The 16,624-nt window shown below is 63.6% G+C and carries 15 protein-coding genes; 14 read left to right on the forward strand and 1 reads right to left on the reverse strand.

Features of this window, described 5'->3' with window-relative positions; translation table 11 throughout:
- Positions 1-16 precede the first annotated feature (16 nt).
- The 13 genes from FVE66_RS05460 (at position 17) to FVE66_RS05520 (ending at position 14,060) form a co-directional block, all read left to right on the forward strand.
- Complete coding sequence (locus tag FVE66_RS05460) at positions 17-790, forward strand: alpha/beta fold hydrolase (protein ID WP_241673020.1); 774 nt, start codon at positions 17-19, stop codon at positions 788-790.
- Between the two features lie 16 nt (positions 791-806).
- Positions 807-1,625 (forward strand): FAD binding domain-containing protein, encoded by an 819-nt coding sequence (locus FVE66_RS05465; protein WP_151446318.1) that lies wholly within the window; start codon positions 807-809, stop codon positions 1,623-1,625.
- Positions 1,622-2,131: a (2Fe-2S)-binding protein gene (locus FVE66_RS05470; RefSeq protein WP_151446319.1), complete on the forward strand. Its 510-nt coding sequence runs from the start codon at positions 1,622-1,624 to the stop codon at positions 2,129-2,131. Before FVE66_RS05465 ends, FVE66_RS05470 begins: the two co-directional genes overlap by 4 nt.
- On the forward strand, positions 2,128-4,461 hold the full coding sequence (locus FVE66_RS05475; protein WP_151446320.1) for a xanthine dehydrogenase family protein molybdopterin-binding subunit: 2,334 nt from the start codon (positions 2,128-2,130) through the stop codon (positions 4,459-4,461). The genes FVE66_RS05470 and FVE66_RS05475 overlap by 4 nt, the downstream gene beginning before the upstream one ends.
- Complete coding sequence (locus FVE66_RS05480) at positions 4,451-5,176, forward strand: enoyl-CoA hydratase/isomerase family protein (protein ID WP_151446321.1); 726 nt, start codon at positions 4,451-4,453, stop codon at positions 5,174-5,176. The genes FVE66_RS05475 and FVE66_RS05480 overlap by 11 nt, the downstream gene beginning before the upstream one ends.
- Before the next feature lie 73 nt (positions 5,177-5,249).
- Positions 5,250-6,233 (forward strand): Bug family tripartite tricarboxylate transporter substrate binding protein, encoded by a 984-nt coding sequence (locus FVE66_RS05485; RefSeq protein WP_151446322.1) that lies wholly within the window; start codon positions 5,250-5,252, stop codon positions 6,231-6,233.
- 377 nt (positions 6,234-6,610) lie between these two features.
- On the forward strand, positions 6,611-7,669 hold the full coding sequence (locus FVE66_RS05490) for a nuclear transport factor 2 family protein (RefSeq protein WP_161993190.1): 1,059 nt from the start codon (positions 6,611-6,613) through the stop codon (positions 7,667-7,669).
- Positions 7,670-8,012: 343 nt separating this feature from the next.
- Positions 8,013-9,266 (forward strand): CaiB/BaiF CoA transferase family protein, encoded by a 1,254-nt coding sequence (locus tag FVE66_RS05495; protein WP_151446324.1) that lies wholly within the window; start codon positions 8,013-8,015, stop codon positions 9,264-9,266.
- Positions 9,263-10,456, forward strand: coding sequence for an acyl-CoA dehydrogenase family protein (locus FVE66_RS05500; protein ID WP_241673021.1), 1,194 nt, complete (start codon positions 9,263-9,265; stop codon positions 10,454-10,456). Before FVE66_RS05495 ends, FVE66_RS05500 begins: the two co-directional genes overlap by 4 nt.
- Positions 10,457-10,522: 66 nt before the next feature.
- A complete protein-coding gene (locus FVE66_RS05505) occupies positions 10,523-11,011 on the forward strand; it encodes a MaoC family dehydratase (protein WP_151446325.1) in 489 nt (162 codons plus the stop codon).
- A 35-nt stretch (positions 11,012-11,046) separates the two neighbouring features.
- The gene (locus FVE66_RS05510) at positions 11,047-11,814 is read left to right on the forward strand and encodes a glucose 1-dehydrogenase (RefSeq protein ID WP_151446326.1); all 768 of its coding nucleotides are present in this window, start codon (positions 11,047-11,049) and stop codon (positions 11,812-11,814) included.
- 89 nt (positions 11,815-11,903) lie between these two features.
- Positions 11,904-12,908, forward strand: a complete 1,005-nt coding sequence (locus FVE66_RS05515; protein WP_166454471.1) for a Bug family tripartite tricarboxylate transporter substrate binding protein — start codon at positions 11,904-11,906, stop codon at positions 12,906-12,908.
- An 18-nt stretch (positions 12,909-12,926) separates the two neighbouring features.
- Positions 12,927-14,060, forward strand: a complete 1,134-nt coding sequence (locus tag FVE66_RS05520) for a CaiB/BaiF CoA transferase family protein (RefSeq protein WP_151446327.1) — start codon at positions 12,927-12,929, stop codon at positions 14,058-14,060.
- 147 nt (positions 14,061-14,207) lie between these two features.
- On the opposite strand, the gene FVE66_RS05525 is transcribed toward FVE66_RS05520, so the two are convergent.
- Complete coding sequence (locus FVE66_RS05525) at positions 14,208-15,023, reverse strand: IclR family transcriptional regulator (protein ID WP_151446328.1); 816 nt, start codon at positions 15,021-15,023, stop codon at positions 14,208-14,210.
- Between the two features lie 219 nt (positions 15,024-15,242).
- On the opposite strand from FVE66_RS05525, the gene FVE66_RS05530 reads away from it, so the two are divergent.
- The gene (locus FVE66_RS05530) at positions 15,243-16,487 is read left to right on the forward strand and encodes a glycosyltransferase family 4 protein (RefSeq protein WP_151446329.1); all 1,245 of its coding nucleotides are present in this window, start codon (positions 15,243-15,245) and stop codon (positions 16,485-16,487) included.
- Positions 16,488-16,624 lie beyond the last annotated feature (137 nt).

Consider the following 16,624-nt stretch of genomic DNA (forward strand, 5'->3'; position numbering starts at 1 on the left):
CCAGGAGGGGAGCGGGGTGCCAGAGACCAACGGCTACTGGCGGGTTGGCACCGGGCCGGTGAAGGTCATCGCCCTGTCCGGCTGGTTCGGCTGCGCCGATGCCTGGGCGCCGATGGTCGATGGCATTGACACCGACGCCGCCAGTTGGGTGTTCTTCGACTATCGCGGCTACGGCCGTTCGCGCCAGATGAGCGGCCAGTTCACGTTCGAAGAGGCGGCACAGGATGTACTGCGGCTGGCGGACCAACTGGGATGGGAGCGCTTTTCGCTGGTCGGTCACTCGATGGGTGGCAAGGCGATCCAGCAGGTCATGCTGGCGGCGCCGGCCCGGGTCGAACGGATGCTGGCGGTCACGGCGGTGCCCGCTTGCGGCGCGCGCATGGATGCCCAGCGCCTGGCGCTGTTTGGCAGCGCCATCGACGATATCAAGCAGCGCGAATTCGTCATCAACTACTCAACCGGAAACCGCCTGCCTGCAAGCTGGGTCACGCGCATGGCGCGGCATTCGTGGGATAACGCCACCCCGGAAGCTTTTGGTGCTTACCTGGCAGAATGGGCCACGCGTGATTTCTCGCAACGGGTCGTGGGCAGCCAGACGCCGCTGAAGGTGATGGTGGGCGAACATGACCCCTCGCTGACCGCCGACCTGATGGGGAAAACCTGGCTGGCCTGGTATCCCGACGCCAGCCTCGAGGTCTTGCCCAATGCCGGTCACTACCCGATGAACGAGACACCGCTGGCATTTACCGCTGCTGCCCAGCGCTACCTGTCAGGCGACGCCAGCGCATGATCAACAAAGGACCGCGGTGTATAACTTTGTCTATGTGAAGCCGGATTCGCTGGCGCAGGCGGCTGAATTCCTCCGCCTGCATCCGGATGCCCGCCCGCTGTCTGGCGGCATGACGCTGCTGCCCGCAATGAAGCAGAAGATGGCGGCGCCGTCGCACCTGGTCGATCTGGGCAGGCTGCCCGAGTTGCGCGGCATCCGGCACGACGGCGATGCACTGGTGATAGGCGCTGCGACCACGCATGCGGAAGTGGCGGGTTCGGCGTTGGTTGGCGCGGGGATTCCGGCGCTGTGCCAGTTGGCCGGTCTGATCGCCGACCCGCAGGTGCGCAATCGCGGCACCATCGGCGGATCGGTCGCCAACAATGATCCGGCAGCCGACTATCCGGCGGCGGTGCTGGCGCTTGGTGCAACGGTGGTGACCAGCGTGCGCCGCATTGCGGCTGACGATTTTTTTGTCGGCATGTTTGAAACTGCGCTGGAACCGGGTGAGATCGTGACTGCGCTGTCGTTCCCGCTTCCCGACCGCGCGGCCTACGCAAAATACCGGCATGCGGCATCGGGTTATGCGGTGGCCGGTGTTTTCGTCGCGCAGGCAAAAGCGACGGTCCGGGTGGCCGTGACCGGCGCCGGACCAGGTGTGTTTCGCTGGCACGAAGCCGAACAGGCATTGCAGCAAGGCTGCAGCGTGGATGCCTTGCAGGGCCTGCACATCGGCCCGGAAAGCATGCTGGATGATGCCCAGACACCCGCCAGTTGGCGGGCAAACCTGGTGCAAGTGATGACGCGCCGGGCAGTCGCCGGGCTGCAAGTGCAGCAGATCAAGGGCAGTCAATGATGCATATTGAAATGAACGTAAACGGCCAGCCCGTGGCGCGTACGGTGGAAGACCGGATGCTGCTGGCGGATTTCCTGCGCCGCGAGCTGGGGCTGACCGGCACTCATATCGGATGCGACACCACGCAGTGCGGCGCCTGCACCGTCAATCTGGATGGCGTGGCAGTGAAGTCATGCACGGTGCTGGCGGCCCAAGCCAGCGGTGGCGTGGTCACCACGGTCGAGGGCCTGGAGCGCGATGGTCAACTGCATCCGGTGCAGGAGGCGTTCGTGCAGTGCCATGGATTACAGTGCGGCTTCTGCACGCCGGGCATGATCATGGCAGTCGAGTATTTCTTGCGCGAGCGGCCGGCTGCGCTGGACGAGGAAACGATCTGTACCGCGCTGGAAGGCAACATCTGCCGCTGCACTGGATACGTTAACATCATCGCCGCGGTCCGGCACGCTGCGCAGCACATGTATCCTGACCTGAACCTGGCTGCGCCCGCCGCGGCAGCGCAGCCATGATCGGCGCAGCGCTGCCACGGCTGGAAGACCGCCGCCTGGTTACCGGCAGGGGCAGCTATACCGATGACATCAGCCTGCCGGGGCAGGCGTATGCCGCTTTCTTGCGTGCCGGCCATGCCCACGCCATCATCCGCAGCATCGACACCGGGGCCGCGCTTGCGGCCGACGGCGTGCTGGCGGTTCTGACCGGACAGGATTATCTCGATGCCGGCTTCAATGGTATAAACCATGTGCCGATGCCGATCGATGCAGTCGAGTACACGCAGCCGGCATTCCCGACTTCGCTTACCGGCAGCGTGTTCAACCAGCCGCACCTGCCTTTGCCGGTGGACCGTGTGCGCCATGTCGGCGAAGCCGTCGTGATGGTGATTGCGGAGACGCCGGAACAGGCGCGCGAGGCAGCAGAACTGATTGTGGTCGATTACGAAGAGCTGGCGCCGGTGGTGGATGCCTGCCTGGCGATGGCAGGCGATGCGCCGCAATTGTGGGATGGCGCGCCGGGCAACCTTTGCTTCCAGGCCAGGGTGGGCGATCACGAGGCCGCGCAGCGCATCATGGCCAGCGCCGACCATGTGGTCCGGCGCCGCTTTCGCAACAGCCGCGTCGTCAATTGCCAGATGGAGCCACGCGCGGCAATCGGCGCATGGGACGCCGCGCAGGAAAGCTATACGCTGATTTCGGGTAGTCAGGGGGCGCACCGGCTGAAGATGTGCCTGATGGGCGCGCTGAATGCCCCTGCCGACAAGCTGCGGGTGATCTGTCCGGACGTCGGCGGCGGTTTCGGCTCGCGCACCATGCTGTATGTGGAGCAACTGGCGGTGGTATGGGCCGCGCGTCATGTCGGCCGCCCGGTCAAATGGACGGGAGACCGCAGCGAGGCCTTTCTGAGCGACTACCAGGGCCGCGACCAGGTGATCGACGCTACCGTCGCATTTGACAGTGACGGCCGGATCCTGGCGATCAGCAACGAGTGGACCGGCAATGTCGGCGCACATACGGTGTCCTATGTGCCGATGTCGAATGGCACCCGGGTCATGACCACGGTCTACCATGTGCCGGTGGCGGCGGTGCATGTCAACGCAGTGCTGACCAACACCGTGCCGACCGCGCCATACCGCGGCGCCGGGCGTCCCGAAGCCAATCATGTGATCGAGCGGATGCTGGACATCGCCGCCCGCGAACTGGGGCTGGACCGGGTCGAGATCAGGCGCCGCAACCTGGTCCGCCGCGACCAGCTTCCGTATCGCAGCCCGATGGGACTGACTTACGACAGCGGCGATTTTTCAGGGAACATGGAACGGGCGCTGGAGATGGCCGAGTGGAACGCATTTGCCGCGCGCCGTGAAGCATCCCGCTTGCGCGGCCGCTTGCGCGGCATCGGCGTAGCCAATTACATCGAGGCGCCGGTCGGTGCGCCACGCGAGCGGATCATGATGCGCGTGCTGCCCGAGGGTGTGATCGACATCGTGTCCGGCACCCAGAGCCAGGGGCAGGGCCATGAAACCACCTTTGCCCAAGTGGTGGCGGCACAGCTTGGCGTGCCGGTGACGGCGGTTCGCCTGCGCACCGGCGACACTGACCTGACCAGTGTCGGCGGCGGCTCCCATTCCGACCGCAGCATGCGCATCGGCGGCACGCTGCTGGTACAGGCCTGCGCCGAGATCCTTGAAAAGAGCAGGGCGCTGGCGGCGCAAGTGCTGGCTGCCGAAGCCGGCCGGATACGCTACGCAGATGGCTGCTGGCTGGCCGACAAGGGTGCCGCGCGGGTCTCGTTGTTCGAATTGGCAGGCAATGCAGCAGTTTCCGCAGAGGGCGGCTTGCATGCCAGCGCGGACTTTACCGGACGCATGCCTGCGCATCCGACCGGCTGCGCAGTGTGCGAACTGGAAGTCGATCCGGACACCGGCGATGTCGAGCTCCTGCATTACGCCTCGGTGGACGATGTCGGCCAGGTCATCAATCCGCTGATCATCGAAGGCCAGGTACATGGCGGCCTGGCGCAGGGAATCGGCCAGGCGCTGTCCGAGCGCTATTGCATCGATCCCGAAAGCGGGCAGGTGCTGTCCGGCTCCTGGCAGGACTACGGCGTGCCGCGCGCCGGCGCAGTGCCGCCACTGTCGATTGCCATGACCGAAGACCCGACCGCGGGCAACCCGCTGCGGGTCAAGGGCGGCGGCGAGAGCGGCATCACGCCGGCTACGGCCGTGATCTTCAATGCGCTGGCCGACGCCCTGCAGGAATTCGGCAGCGAAGAAATCCCGATGCCGGCGACGCCGGCGAGGATCTGGAATTACATACACCGTCCTGAAGGAAAATCCGATGAGCACTGAACAAGTCACGCTACGTCGCGTTGGCGACCTGCTGGAGATCGTCCTGAACCGGCCGCAACAGGGAAATTCACTGAGCCGGGAAATGGGCGACGCCGTGGTGGCCGCGCTGGCCGGCATCGACGATAGCGTCAAGCTGGTACGCCTGTCCGGCAGCGGCGCCGACTTTTGCGCCGGACGCGATTCGCCGATGCCGACCCTCGGCCCGAAGCCGAATGCGGAACTGATCCGCCAGCAGGTGGCGCTGCCGCCGCTGGCACTGTACGACGCGGTCAAGGCGGTGCCTGTGCCAGTGATCGCCGTGGTCCGGGGCCGGGCCATCGGTGCCGGTTGCGCGCTGGCTTGCGTGTGCGACATCACGCTGGCAGCGGACGACGCCGAGTTCCGCATTTCCGAGATGGAGCGCGATATTCCACCGACGCTGGTGATGGCCGCACTGGTCGGCCGCGTGCCGCTCAAGACCCTGTCGTGGATGGTGTACAGCCAGGCCAGCGTCAGCGCGGCCCAGGCGCGCGAGGCGGGACTGGTGCAGCAGGTGGTTCCGGCAGCACGTCTCGATGAAGAGGCCGGGCAGCTGATCGGCACCATGCTGGGCAACAGCGCCGTTTCCCTGCGCGCGGTGAAGCAGTACCTGAACCTGGCGCCGGAAATGTCGGCACAGGCAGCGAGCGGCCTGGCCGCTCATCTCGTATCGACTGCCCTGTCGTCGCGGTTCTAGCAAGACAAGCAATCTCCGGAAGCGATTCCGGTCCCGCCGTAAAAACTAAAACATAAACACAAGACACGAGACCATGAAACATCCATCACGCATCCTTGCCATCCTGATCCAGTCCGTCGCACTGCTTGCCCCGTTCGCAGTCCCGGCGGCGCACGCGGCCGATTATCCTGTCAAGCCGATCCGCATGGTGCTTGGCTATCCCGCCGGCAGCGGCATCGACAATGTCGCGCGCCAGATTGCGCAGCACATGGAAAAAACCAGCGGACAGCCGGTGGTGGTCGACAACAAGCCCGGCGCGCTGGGCAATATCGCTGCCCAGACTGTGGCCACTGCCGCGCCGGATGGCTACACGATATTGTTCACGCCGAACTCCGCGATGGGCATCAACGTTCACCTGTTCAAGCAGATGCCGTTCGACCCGGTGCGCGACTTCACGCCGGTGGCAACCGTTGCTACCCTTGGGTTTGCGATCCTGGTCAACCCGCAGACGGTGCCGGCCAAGACCCTGCAGGAACTCACCGCGATGATCAGGAAAGAGCCCGGCAAGTATTCCTATGGCACCGGCAATGCTACTGGCCAGGTAGTCGGCGCCTTGTACGCCAACATGGCAGGGCTACAAGCGCAAAACATTCCCTACAAGGGCGTTCCCCCGGCAATGACCGATCTTCTCGGCGGCCGGATCCAGTATGTGATCGCGGATGCGTCGCTTGCGATCCCGCAGGTCAAGGGTGGACGGGTAAAGGCACTGGCGGTCACCAACCGTACCCGCATGGCTGCGCTGAAAGACGTGCCGACGATGCAGGAATCCGGCTTGCCTGGTTACGACCTGACTGCATGGTTCGGCATATTCCTGCCGGCCAAGGCGCCGGCTGAAGCAACCCAGTTCCTCGCCGCCCGAATTCGCCAGGCAGTGACCGATCCGGCGGTGGTCGAATCGCTGCGTTCCATCGGCGTCGAAGCCTTGCCAGGCAACGGCGCGGACCTGGCGAAGATGATGGCAAGCGACACCGAAAAATGGGGGCGTATCATCAAGCAGGCAGGCATTTCGGCCGAGTGAGGCGACAATACGTGAAGCCCTGGGGAGGGCCCCGGGCAGCATTCCCGACTCAGGGGCCGAGCATTACCCACATCTCGACTTGGAGAGCGGCAGTGGGCGATTGACTTTGTAGCTCCCTCCCCTTGAAAGGGAGGGAGCATTCATGGCGTGCGCAGGTCGACGATGTCAATCTGTATCTGGGTAGTGATCAACCCTTGAAAGGAAGGGAGCCATCAGGTCGATCGGCCATCAACGCGTTGACGCCACCCCTCCAACTACATAACAATCCGGAACATGTCGCGCTGCCGCAGCAATCCACCAGCAGCCGCGATACAGCCAGGTCCGGATTCCCGGGTCCGGTCATGCCTGAACCGAGGATGTCGTCCCACATGCAGAAAATGAAAACACCACGTCACCGCGGACACTGGTTGGCCATCTTGCCAGTGCTGCTTTTCCCCTTGCTGGCAGGCGCCAGCGATGCCGATGACGTCATGAAGTTGATGCAGCGCGGCGCCCACAAGGAGGCGCTGGCCCTGGCGGACAGGGAAATTGCCAAAAAGCCGCAGGACGCGAACCTGCGATTCCTCAAGGGTGTGGTGCTGGCGCAGATGGAGCGAAAGCCCGAAGCGGTCGTCGTGTTCACCGCATTGACGAAGGAGTTCCCCAAGCTGGCGGAGCCGTATAACAACCTGGGCGTGCTGCTGGCCGGATCAGGCGATTATGAAAGGGCACGGGAGTCGCTGCAGCAAGCCATTCAGGTCGCGCCTGGCTATGCGATCGCCCACGAGAACCTGGGCGATCTTTACGCCAGGCTGTCCACCGCCGCGTATGAAAAGGCCGCGCAACTGGACGCCGGCAATGCGAAGACCAGGTCCAAGCTGACCCTGGCGCGCAACCTGAGCAGCGCGGTTACCGGCGCGACGGCTGTTGCGGCTGCAACGTCACCACCAACAAGCAAGCCTGCGCCTGGTGCAGTGGCCGCGGCGGCAAAGCCGGTAGCCAGCGTCGTGGCGGCGAACCTCGCCCCGGTCGCAGTGAGCGCTGCCGCAAAACCGGTGGCCAGTGTCCCGCCAGCGAACCTCCCCCGTGTCGCTGCCCAGCCGGTAGCCGCTGGCGGCGACCAGACGGCTGTACTGGACGCTGTCACCCGCTGGGCCGGCGCCTGGAGCGCGCGCGACCTTGCCGGCTATCTGGCCAGTTACTCGCCCGATTTCACGCCGCCGGGAGGCATGTCCATCGCTGCCTGGCAGGCGGAGCGCAAGTCGCGTATCGCCGGCAAGCGGGAGATCAAGGTCCTGGTGCAGCAGCCCATGGTCCGCATCGAGGGCAACCAGGCCACGGTGAAATTCATCCAGTCCTACAGTTCCGGGCAGTTGAAGAGCTCCGACGTCAAGGAACTGGTGCTGACGCGGCAGGGCGAGCGCTGGCTGATACGGCAGGAGCAGGTGAAGTCCTGAGGGAATGCGGGGACGCCGCCCTGGCTTGAAGCCATCGAGGCATCGGGTTACGGCTGCGACCTGACCCGATGTCTCGATGACCGACGCCGATGCGCATGCCCGCTCCCGCGTTCCGCTGTCTCCTCATCCATTTCCTCATCCCTCTCCACATTCATCTCCCCCATCTTGCAGCGAGGTTTTTCCGCACGCCCTGGCGCCAAAATGGCATAAAATACGGGTCAATTAAATATTCGAACATCGTTCGAATATATGAACGGTCAGGAATCAGCGCCGAATGTCGGCCGCAACAGATCCGCCTGACCTTTCTGGCAATCATTCAATGGATTCAACGGAGCACCGATATATGGCAGGAACACTTTCCCATCTCCGCGTACTGGACTTGACGCGGGTACTGGCTGGACCATGGAGCACGCAGATGCTGGCCGACCTTGGCGCCGATGTGATCAAGGTCGAGCGTCCGCTGCTGGGCGACGAGAGCCGGCATTGGGGGCCGCCCTGGGTGCAGGACGGGGAGGGTGGCAGCACCCAGGATTCCGCATATTTCACCTCGGCCAACCGCAACAAGCGCTCGATCGCGATCGACATTTCGCGGCCCGAAGGCCAGCAACTGGTGCGCGAACTGGCTTTGAATGCCGATGTGCTGGTGGAAAATTACAAGGTCGGCGACCTGCGCCGCTATGGCCTGTCGTATGAAGACTTGCATGAACTGAATCCGCGCCTGGTCTATTGCTCCGTGACCGGCTATGGCCAGGACGGCCCCTATGCCGACCGGCCCGGCTATGACTACATTTTCCAGGGCGAAGGCGGCCTGATGAGCATCAATGGCGAGTCCGATGACAAGCCAGGCGGCGGTCCGATGAAATCCGCGATCGCCGTGACCGACGTGTTGTCGGGACTGAACGCCACCATCGCCATCCTGGCCGCCATCGAACATCGGCGCGAGTCCGGCCGCGGCCAGCACATCGATATCGCTTTGCTGGACACGATCGTGCATTTCGGCGCCAACCAGATCGTCAGTTATTTCACCACGGGCGAGATACCGCGCCGCTGGGGCAATGAACATCCGAACCTGACGCCTTACCAGCCATTCAGGACCTCTGACGGCCACATCATCATCGGCTGCGGCAATGATGGCCAGTTCCGCAAGCTGTGCGCCCATATTGGCCGCGACGACCTGTTGGCCGATCCGCGCTTCACAACGGTGGCGGACCGCAACCGTCATCGCGACATCCTGGTCGGGCAGTTGGCCGATACCTTGTCCCGGCACCCGACCGAGCACTGGCTGCGCGTGCTCGAGACATCGGACGTGCCCAATGGCAGCATCAACACCTACGACAAGGTGTTCCAACATCCGCAAGTGGTGCACCGCCAGCTGCGGGTCGACATGCCGCATGCCAAGGGCGGTACGGTCGGCACCGTGCGCAATCCGATCAGGTTGTCGGAAACGCCAGTCGAATACCGACTTGCGCCACCGCTGCGCGGCCAGCATACCGATGCCATCCTGGCCGAAGTGCTGGGCCTGGACAGCGAGCGGATCGCGGCCTTGAGGGCTGCTGGCGCGATCGAAGCATCTGCAACGACGGAAAAGAAGTCATGAAAGAAGGCACGAAAGAAGTCATGAAAGAAGTCACGAGCTATGCATTGAACGACGACCAGCGCCAGATCCAGGACCTGGTGCGACGGGTAGCGCGCGAGCGGGTGGCGGCGCGCGCCGACGAGATCGACCGTAGCGCCGAGTACCCGCACGACATGTTCGCGCTGCTCAAGGAACTCGGCCTTTTCTCGCTGCCGTTTCCGGAACAATACGGCGGCGCCGGCAGCATGCTGTCCGCCTGCCTGGCGCTCGAGGAATTCGGCCGGGTCTGCTACAACACGGCCTACCTGTTGCTGGTTCAGTGGGTGCCGTTCGGCGCCATCTTGGCCGGCGGCACGGAAGAACAGAAAGCGCGCTTGCTGCCTGGCCTGGCCAGTGGCGACCTGCGCGGTGCGTTCTCCACGACCGAGGCGCAAAGCGGTTCTGACGTCAGCGGCATCCGCACCCGTGCGGTCAAGGTCGACGGCGGCTATCGCATCAACGGCGCCAAGATCTGGTGCACCAATTCCGATATCGCCGACTTCGTGCTGGTCGCTGCCAAGTATGGCGACGAAGCGGGCAAGCCCGGCAGCAGCGGGATCAGCCTGTTCATCGTCGAGAAGGGCACGCCCGGGTTCGTGGTCGGCCGCAAGGAAGACAAGATCGGCGCGCGTGGCGTGCCGTCCTGCCCGCTGTTCCTGGATGATGTGTTCGTACCAGACCATAATTTGCTGGGCGGTGGCTTCAAGGTGGTGATGGAGGCGTTCAACGCCAGCCGTCCCCTGATCGGCGCGCGCGGCGTGGGACTGGCGCAGGGCGCGATCGACCATGCCGTCGAGTATGTAAAGGAACGCAAGGCCTTCGGCCAGCAGGTCAGCGACTTCCAGGGCGTGCGCTGGATGCTGGCCGACATGACGATACAGACCGAGGCTGCGCGCAACCTGGTGTACCGGGCCGCGGCGCTGGTCGATGCTGGCGCCTCGCCAGCCGAACTGGCGCCGATGGCAGCCATGGCAAAATGCTTCGCGACTGACACCGCCATGAAAGTGGCGACTGACGCGGTGCAGCTGTTCGGCGCCGCCGGGATTTCGGCCGAGTACTCGATCAACCGTTACTTCCGCGACGCCAAGGTGCTGCAGATCATCGAGGGCACCAACCAGATCCAGCGCAACATCATCGCCAACAGCGTGCTGGGCCGGCAGGCGCGCAAATAAGTCACGTCGCACACCGCACACCGCACACCGCATACCAAATCAAAACAAACGAACAGGAGAGAAAAAATGCAATCGACGACACCAGCAAACGACATGCCGACATTGGGCCTGGGCCTCTATTTCGAGGACCTGCCGGTCGGCCGCAAGTTCAAGACCATCGGGCGCACCGTGATGGACGCCGATATCTGCGCCTTCATCAACGTCATCCACATGACGGAAGTGCTGTTCACCAACATGGAATTCATCAAGAATGAATCCGACATCAAGGGCCGCCTCGCACCTGGCTCCTTCGTCTACTGCATCGCCGAAGGCTTGCTGGTGCAAGCGACCATGCAGAAAACCGGCTACGCCTTCCTCGGCATGGAGCTGAACGTGCACAAGCCGGTATTCGCCGGCGACACGGTGCATGTGGAATGCGAAGTGATCGAATCGCGCGCCTCCAAAAGCCGTCCCGGCCGCGGGCTGGTGCGCACCTCCAACAAGGTCGTCAACCAGAACGGTGAAGTGGTGCTGAGCTACACGCCGCTGCGCATGGTCAAGGCCCGCAGCGAATAAGCGACGGAAGGAACAGAGGAGACAGGGAGAACACCATGCAGGGACTGAAAGACAAGGTGGTACTGATTACCGGCGGCGCCGGCGGCATTGGCGCGGCGCTGTGCCGGCGCTTTGCGGCCGAAGGGTCGGCCGTCGCGATATTCGATCTCAATGCCGAAGCTGCAGCCAAGGTGGCGGCTGAACTGAAGGCGGGTGGCGCACGCGCTGCCAGCTACGGCGTGGATATCACCGATTACGCCGCGGTGTCGGAAGCGGTGGCAAAAGCGGAATCCGAACTGGGGCCGGTCGACGTGCTCGTCAATAACGCCGGCTGGGACTACGCCGCGCGCTTCATCGACACCAATCCGGAACTCTGGCAGAAGATCATCTCGATCAACCTGGTCGGGCCGCTGAACCTGCATCACACCGTGGTCAAGGCCATGGCCGAGCGCGGCCGTGGACGGGTGGTCAACGTGGCTTCCGACGCCGGACGGGTTGGTTCTTCGGGCGAATCGGTTTACTCTGCCTGCAAGGGCGGCATCATTTCGTTTTCGAAGACGCTCGCGCGCGAACTGGCGAGGAAGCAGATCAACGTCAACGTGGTCTGCCCCGGCCCGACCGACACCGCGCTGTTCCGCGACTTTGCCGGCGAAGGCGCCAGCGGCGACAAGCTGCGCTCGGCACTGGAAAAAGCGATTCCGTTCGGGCGCCTGGGTCAGCCGGGCGATGTGGTGGGAGCGATCTGCTTCCTCGCATCCGACGACGCGGCCTTCATCACCGGACAGGTAATTTCGGTGTCCGGCGGCCTTACCATGGCAGGATAAGCACAAGAAGGTATCGGCCCTGCGCGTTCCCCCGCGGGAGCGTGCATCCATTCAGCAGACAATAAACAACAAACACAACGGAGATAGGCATGAGCAAAAAATTCAATACCAAGCGCATCAACGCAAGCCGCCGCACCACCTTGTTTGCCGCACTGGCATGCGCGTTTTCAATGGCGCTGCCGGCGCAGGCGCAAGACGCCTGGCCCAGCAAGCCGATCCGCCTGGTGCTCGGTTTTGCTGCCGGTGGCGGCACCGACGTGATCGCCCGCGGCATTGCCCAAAAGATGGGCGAATCGCTTGGCACGCAAGTGGTGGTCGACAACAAGCCCGGTGCCAACGGCAATATCGCCAATGAGCTGGTGGCAAAGTCGCCGGCCGACGGTTACACGCTGGTGTACAACACCTCGTCCATCGTGCTGAGCCCGGCGCTGTACCCCAAGCTCAACTATGACGTGAACCGCGACATGACGCCGGTAGCGCTGACGGCCAACCTGCCTATCATCCTGGTGGCGTCGCCCAAGCTGCCGGCCAAGACTGCGCAGGAACTGGTCGCCATGTTGAAAGCCAATCCGGGCAAGATGAATTACGCATCCGCGGGCAACGGCAACATCACCCACTTGTCGGCACTGCTGTTCCTGAATTCGATCGGCCTGACCGCGACCCACGTGCCGTACCGGAGCGAGGCACCGGCGATCACCGACGTGGCCGGCGGCCAGGTCGATTTCTACATGAGCACCGCACCCGGTGCGATCCCGCTGGTCAAGGACAAGCGCGTCAATGCACTGGCAGTCAGTACCCTGAAGCGCATGGACGCCTTGCCTGAGGTGCCGACCTTGTCCGAGTCGGTGTCCAGGGGGCTGGAACTGGGCGCCTGGTCCGGCATCATGGCCCCGGCCGGCACCAGTCCGGAAATCATCGCCAAGCTGAACGTGGCGATCAAGGCGGCGCTGACCGACAAGGACCTGGCGGCGAAGTTTGCAGTGCAAGGCGGCGAGGCGAAGTACATGCCTGCCCAGCAGTACGGCGCCTTCCTCAAGTCCGAACTCGCTCGCTGGGACACGATCGTAAAGAAAAACAATGTGAAGATGGACTGATCCGGAAAGGAGCTCGATGTGGGACCGCTGAAAGGCATACGAATTGTTGAACTGGCCGGAATCGGTCCCTCGCCGATGGCGGCGATGATGCTGGCCGACCTCGGGGCGACGGTGCTCCGCATCGACCGTACCGAGCCGGTCAAGCTGGGTGTGGAACGGCCGCTGAAATACAACCTGATGCTGCGCAACCGGCAGACGATTTCAGCCGACCTGAAAACGCCCGCCGGGCGCGACCTCGTGTTGCGGCTGGTGGAGCAGGCCGACGGTTTGATCGAGGGTTTCCGGCCCGGCGTGACCGAACGCCTGGGGCTTGGGCCCGACGACTGCCTGGCGCGCAATCCGCGGCTGGTGTACGGACGCATGACCGGCTGGGGACAGCAGGGACCGCTGTCCCACGCGGCAGGTCACGACCTCAATTACATCGCCGTGACCGGCGTGCTGGATGCGATCGGCCGCGACGGGCAGCCGCCCACGCCGCCGCTGAATCTGGTCGGCGACTATGGTGGCGGCGGGATGTACCTGGCTTTCGGCATGCTGGCCGCCATGCTCGAAGCCCGCAGTTCAGGCAAGGGGCAGGTGGTTGATGCCGCCATCGTCGACGGCACCGCATCGCTGGGCACCTCGCTGTTCGGCATGCATGCCGCCGGGCTGCTGGCGCCGCGCGGCCAGAACATACTCGATGCCGGCACGCCGTGGTACGAGGTCTACCAATGTGCTGACGACAAGTGGATCTCGATTGCGCCGATCGAGGGCAAGTTCTACAGCGACCTGGTGCAACGACTCGGGATCGATGCATCCGAGCTGGGCCGGCAGAACGAACGTGCCGACTGGCCGCATGCCAGGCAGGTATTCGCCGCGAAATTCCGTACCCGTACCCGCGATGAATGGTGCGCACTGCTGGAAGGAACGGACGCCTGCTTCGCACCGGTGATGACGCCAGCCGAGGCGCCATCGCATCCGCACCTTGCGGCACGCAAGACCTTCATCGAAGTCGATGGCGTGACGCAGCCGGCGCCGGCGCCACGCTTCTCGCGCACGGAGTGCGATGTGCCTGTCGGGCCGCGTGGCATGACGCCAGAAGGGACGCGGGCAGCGCTTGAGGATTGGTTGGGGGATGATGCAGGGAAGTGGGGAGGGGCGGCGGGCTTGTGATGGTTACATCTGATTTAAAGCGTTGACTTGCGAACCCCACGAACGCTCCTTCCCTTTCAAGGGAAGGAGCGTTCGTGGCCTGCGTCGGTCTGCGCTTTCAGTCAGGATATCGGTATTGATCACCTTGCCCAGCAAGAAACACCGTAGTCACCCCCGCACATCCCGCAACGCCACCGACATCTTCCCCGTCACTTCGCGAATCAACTCCTTCAGCCGCGGCAACTCCTGCTGGCAGCGGTCGGTCGGGCCGGCGATCAGCAGGCAATGGGTAGCAGTTCCATCGGCAAGCAGGATCGGTGCCGCGATGCCGGCTGCACCCGGCACCGATTCGCCGATGCTGACCGCCACGCCTTCTTCGCGTATGCGCTTCAGTTCCTGCCGCAGCCATGTCTTGTCGATCACTTCGCCGGTGACCGGTTGCACCATCTTCGTGGACTTGATGTACTGCTCGCGCCACGCCTCGTCCTGGAACGCCAGCAGCACGCGGCCGGCTGATGATACGAACAGCGGCCGCACGGTGCCGGCCGGCACCGCGTAGCGCACCGCCGCCCGGCTCTCGACCATTTCCAGATAGGTGACCTGCAGCGTGCTGCGATCGAGCGCGACCAGGTAGACAGTCTCGCCGCCGCGCATCATCAGGTCTTCCATGTAGTGCCGGACCACCTTGGGGAATGACTGCGAGGCCATGATGTCGGCCGACAGCTGGAAGATCGCATGGCCCAGGCCATAGCGGCCTTCGGCATGTTCCAGGTAGCCGTTTGCGACCAGCGGCCGCAACAGCGCCAGCAGGCTGCTCTTCGGACAGGCGAGGGCGCTGCTCAATTCGGCCAGCGTCATGCCATCCGCCGACTTGGCGATGGCATCGAACAGATTGAGCACCCGCATCAGCGAGCGCGGGCCGGCGGCGTTGTCGGGCGCTTCTTCGATGCTCGTTGCCGGGGATTTTTTCTGGATGGACTTCATGGAGGGGCGCGAGCTTGGGTCTGGGTCTGGGGCTGGGCAGGGTGATTGCTGTGGGCAAGGGAAGCACCGGAAAACGGGTGACGTGAACTGCGTCTGCTCGCCTTGCACTGCAAGCTTGCAGGTGCAGGCGATGATACCAGAGCGAGGCTGTTGCGGATGTGCCGCAGCGGCACGAATCGACGCATAATCTGCGCTTTGCCGATCACCTCGAATCCGTTCATGCGCATCCTGTTCATTCACCAGAACTTCCCGGGTCAGTTCAAGCATCTCGCGCCCGCGCTTGTGCGCGATGGGCACGAGGTGGTCGCCATCAGCAACCGCGACGGCAGCCCGCAGTCGTGGCATGGCGTGCGCATTCTCACCTACCGCCATGAACGTCCGACGGCAAAGGACATTCATCCCTGGCTGGCCGATTTCGAACCGAAAGTGATACGCGGCGAAGCGGTGTTCAGGCTGGCCCTGCAGTTGAAGCAGAGCGGGTTCGTGCCGGATGTCGTGGTTGCCCATCCTGGCTGGGGCGAAAGCATGTTCGTCAAACAGGTATGGCCGGATGCGCGGCTGGGCGTGTACAGCGAGTTCTATTACAACACCATCGGCAACGACGTCGGCTTCGATCCCGAATTTCCGGTCGACCTGACGCAGGCTGGCTGCCGCATCGCGCTCAAGAACCTGGGCAACCTGGTCAATTTCCAGATTGTCGATGCCGGGCTGGCGCCGACCCGGTGGCAGGCCAGCACCTTCCCCTTGCCGTTCCGCGAGCGCATCAGCGTAGTCCACGACGGCATCAACACCGATGCCATCCGGCCAAACCCCGCGGCGCGGCTGACCCTGACCGGCGCCAATGGCCGGGAGCTGGTACTGGACAAGAGCGCCGAAGTGGTGACCTTCGTCAACCGCAACCTGGAGCCCTATCGCGGGTACCACGTTTTCGTGCGGACGTTGCCGGCGCTGCTGAAGCGGCGCCCGAACCTGCATGTGCTGATCGTCGGCGGCGACGAGGTCAGCTATGGCGACCGGCCGCCGGCCGGCAAGAGCTGGCGCGACCTGTTCTATTCCGAAGTGGTCGGGCAGCTCACGGCTGAGGAAAGGGCGCGCGTGCATTTCCTGGGCAATGTCGCCTATCCGAACTTCATCGAGATGCTGCAGTTGTCAACTGTGCATGTTTACCTGACCTATCCGTTCGTGCTGAGCTGGAGCTTGCTGGAGGCAATGAGCGCCGGCTGCGCCATTGTGGCCAGCGATACGCCGCCGGTCGCCGAGGTGATCGAGCACGGCAAGACCGGCATGCTGACCGGCTTCTTCGACCGCGAAGCACTGGCCGAGCGGATCTGCGCCTTGCTGGATCATCCGGCCGATCGGGAGCGGCTTGGCAGCGCCGCGCGCCAGTTCGTGGCGCAGGAATACGATCTTCAGCGGGTTTGCCTGCCCCGGCAAAAGGCATGGATAGCCGCGCTGGCGGGCTGAAACGCAAAATAGTTGCCGTTCGGTAATCGAAAAAATGTAACAGTCAATTGTTTTTTGGAAAGTTGCGTGCAATCATCGTAACGAATGTAAGAAAAGGTAAATTACCTTACAAACGTGCGTCACGCTTTCCTACAAAA

Source organism: Lacisediminimonas profundi, from assembly GCF_008831265.1.
Classification (GTDB): Bacteria; Pseudomonadota; Gammaproteobacteria; order Burkholderiales; family Burkholderiaceae_D; genus Lacisediminimonas; species Lacisediminimonas profundi.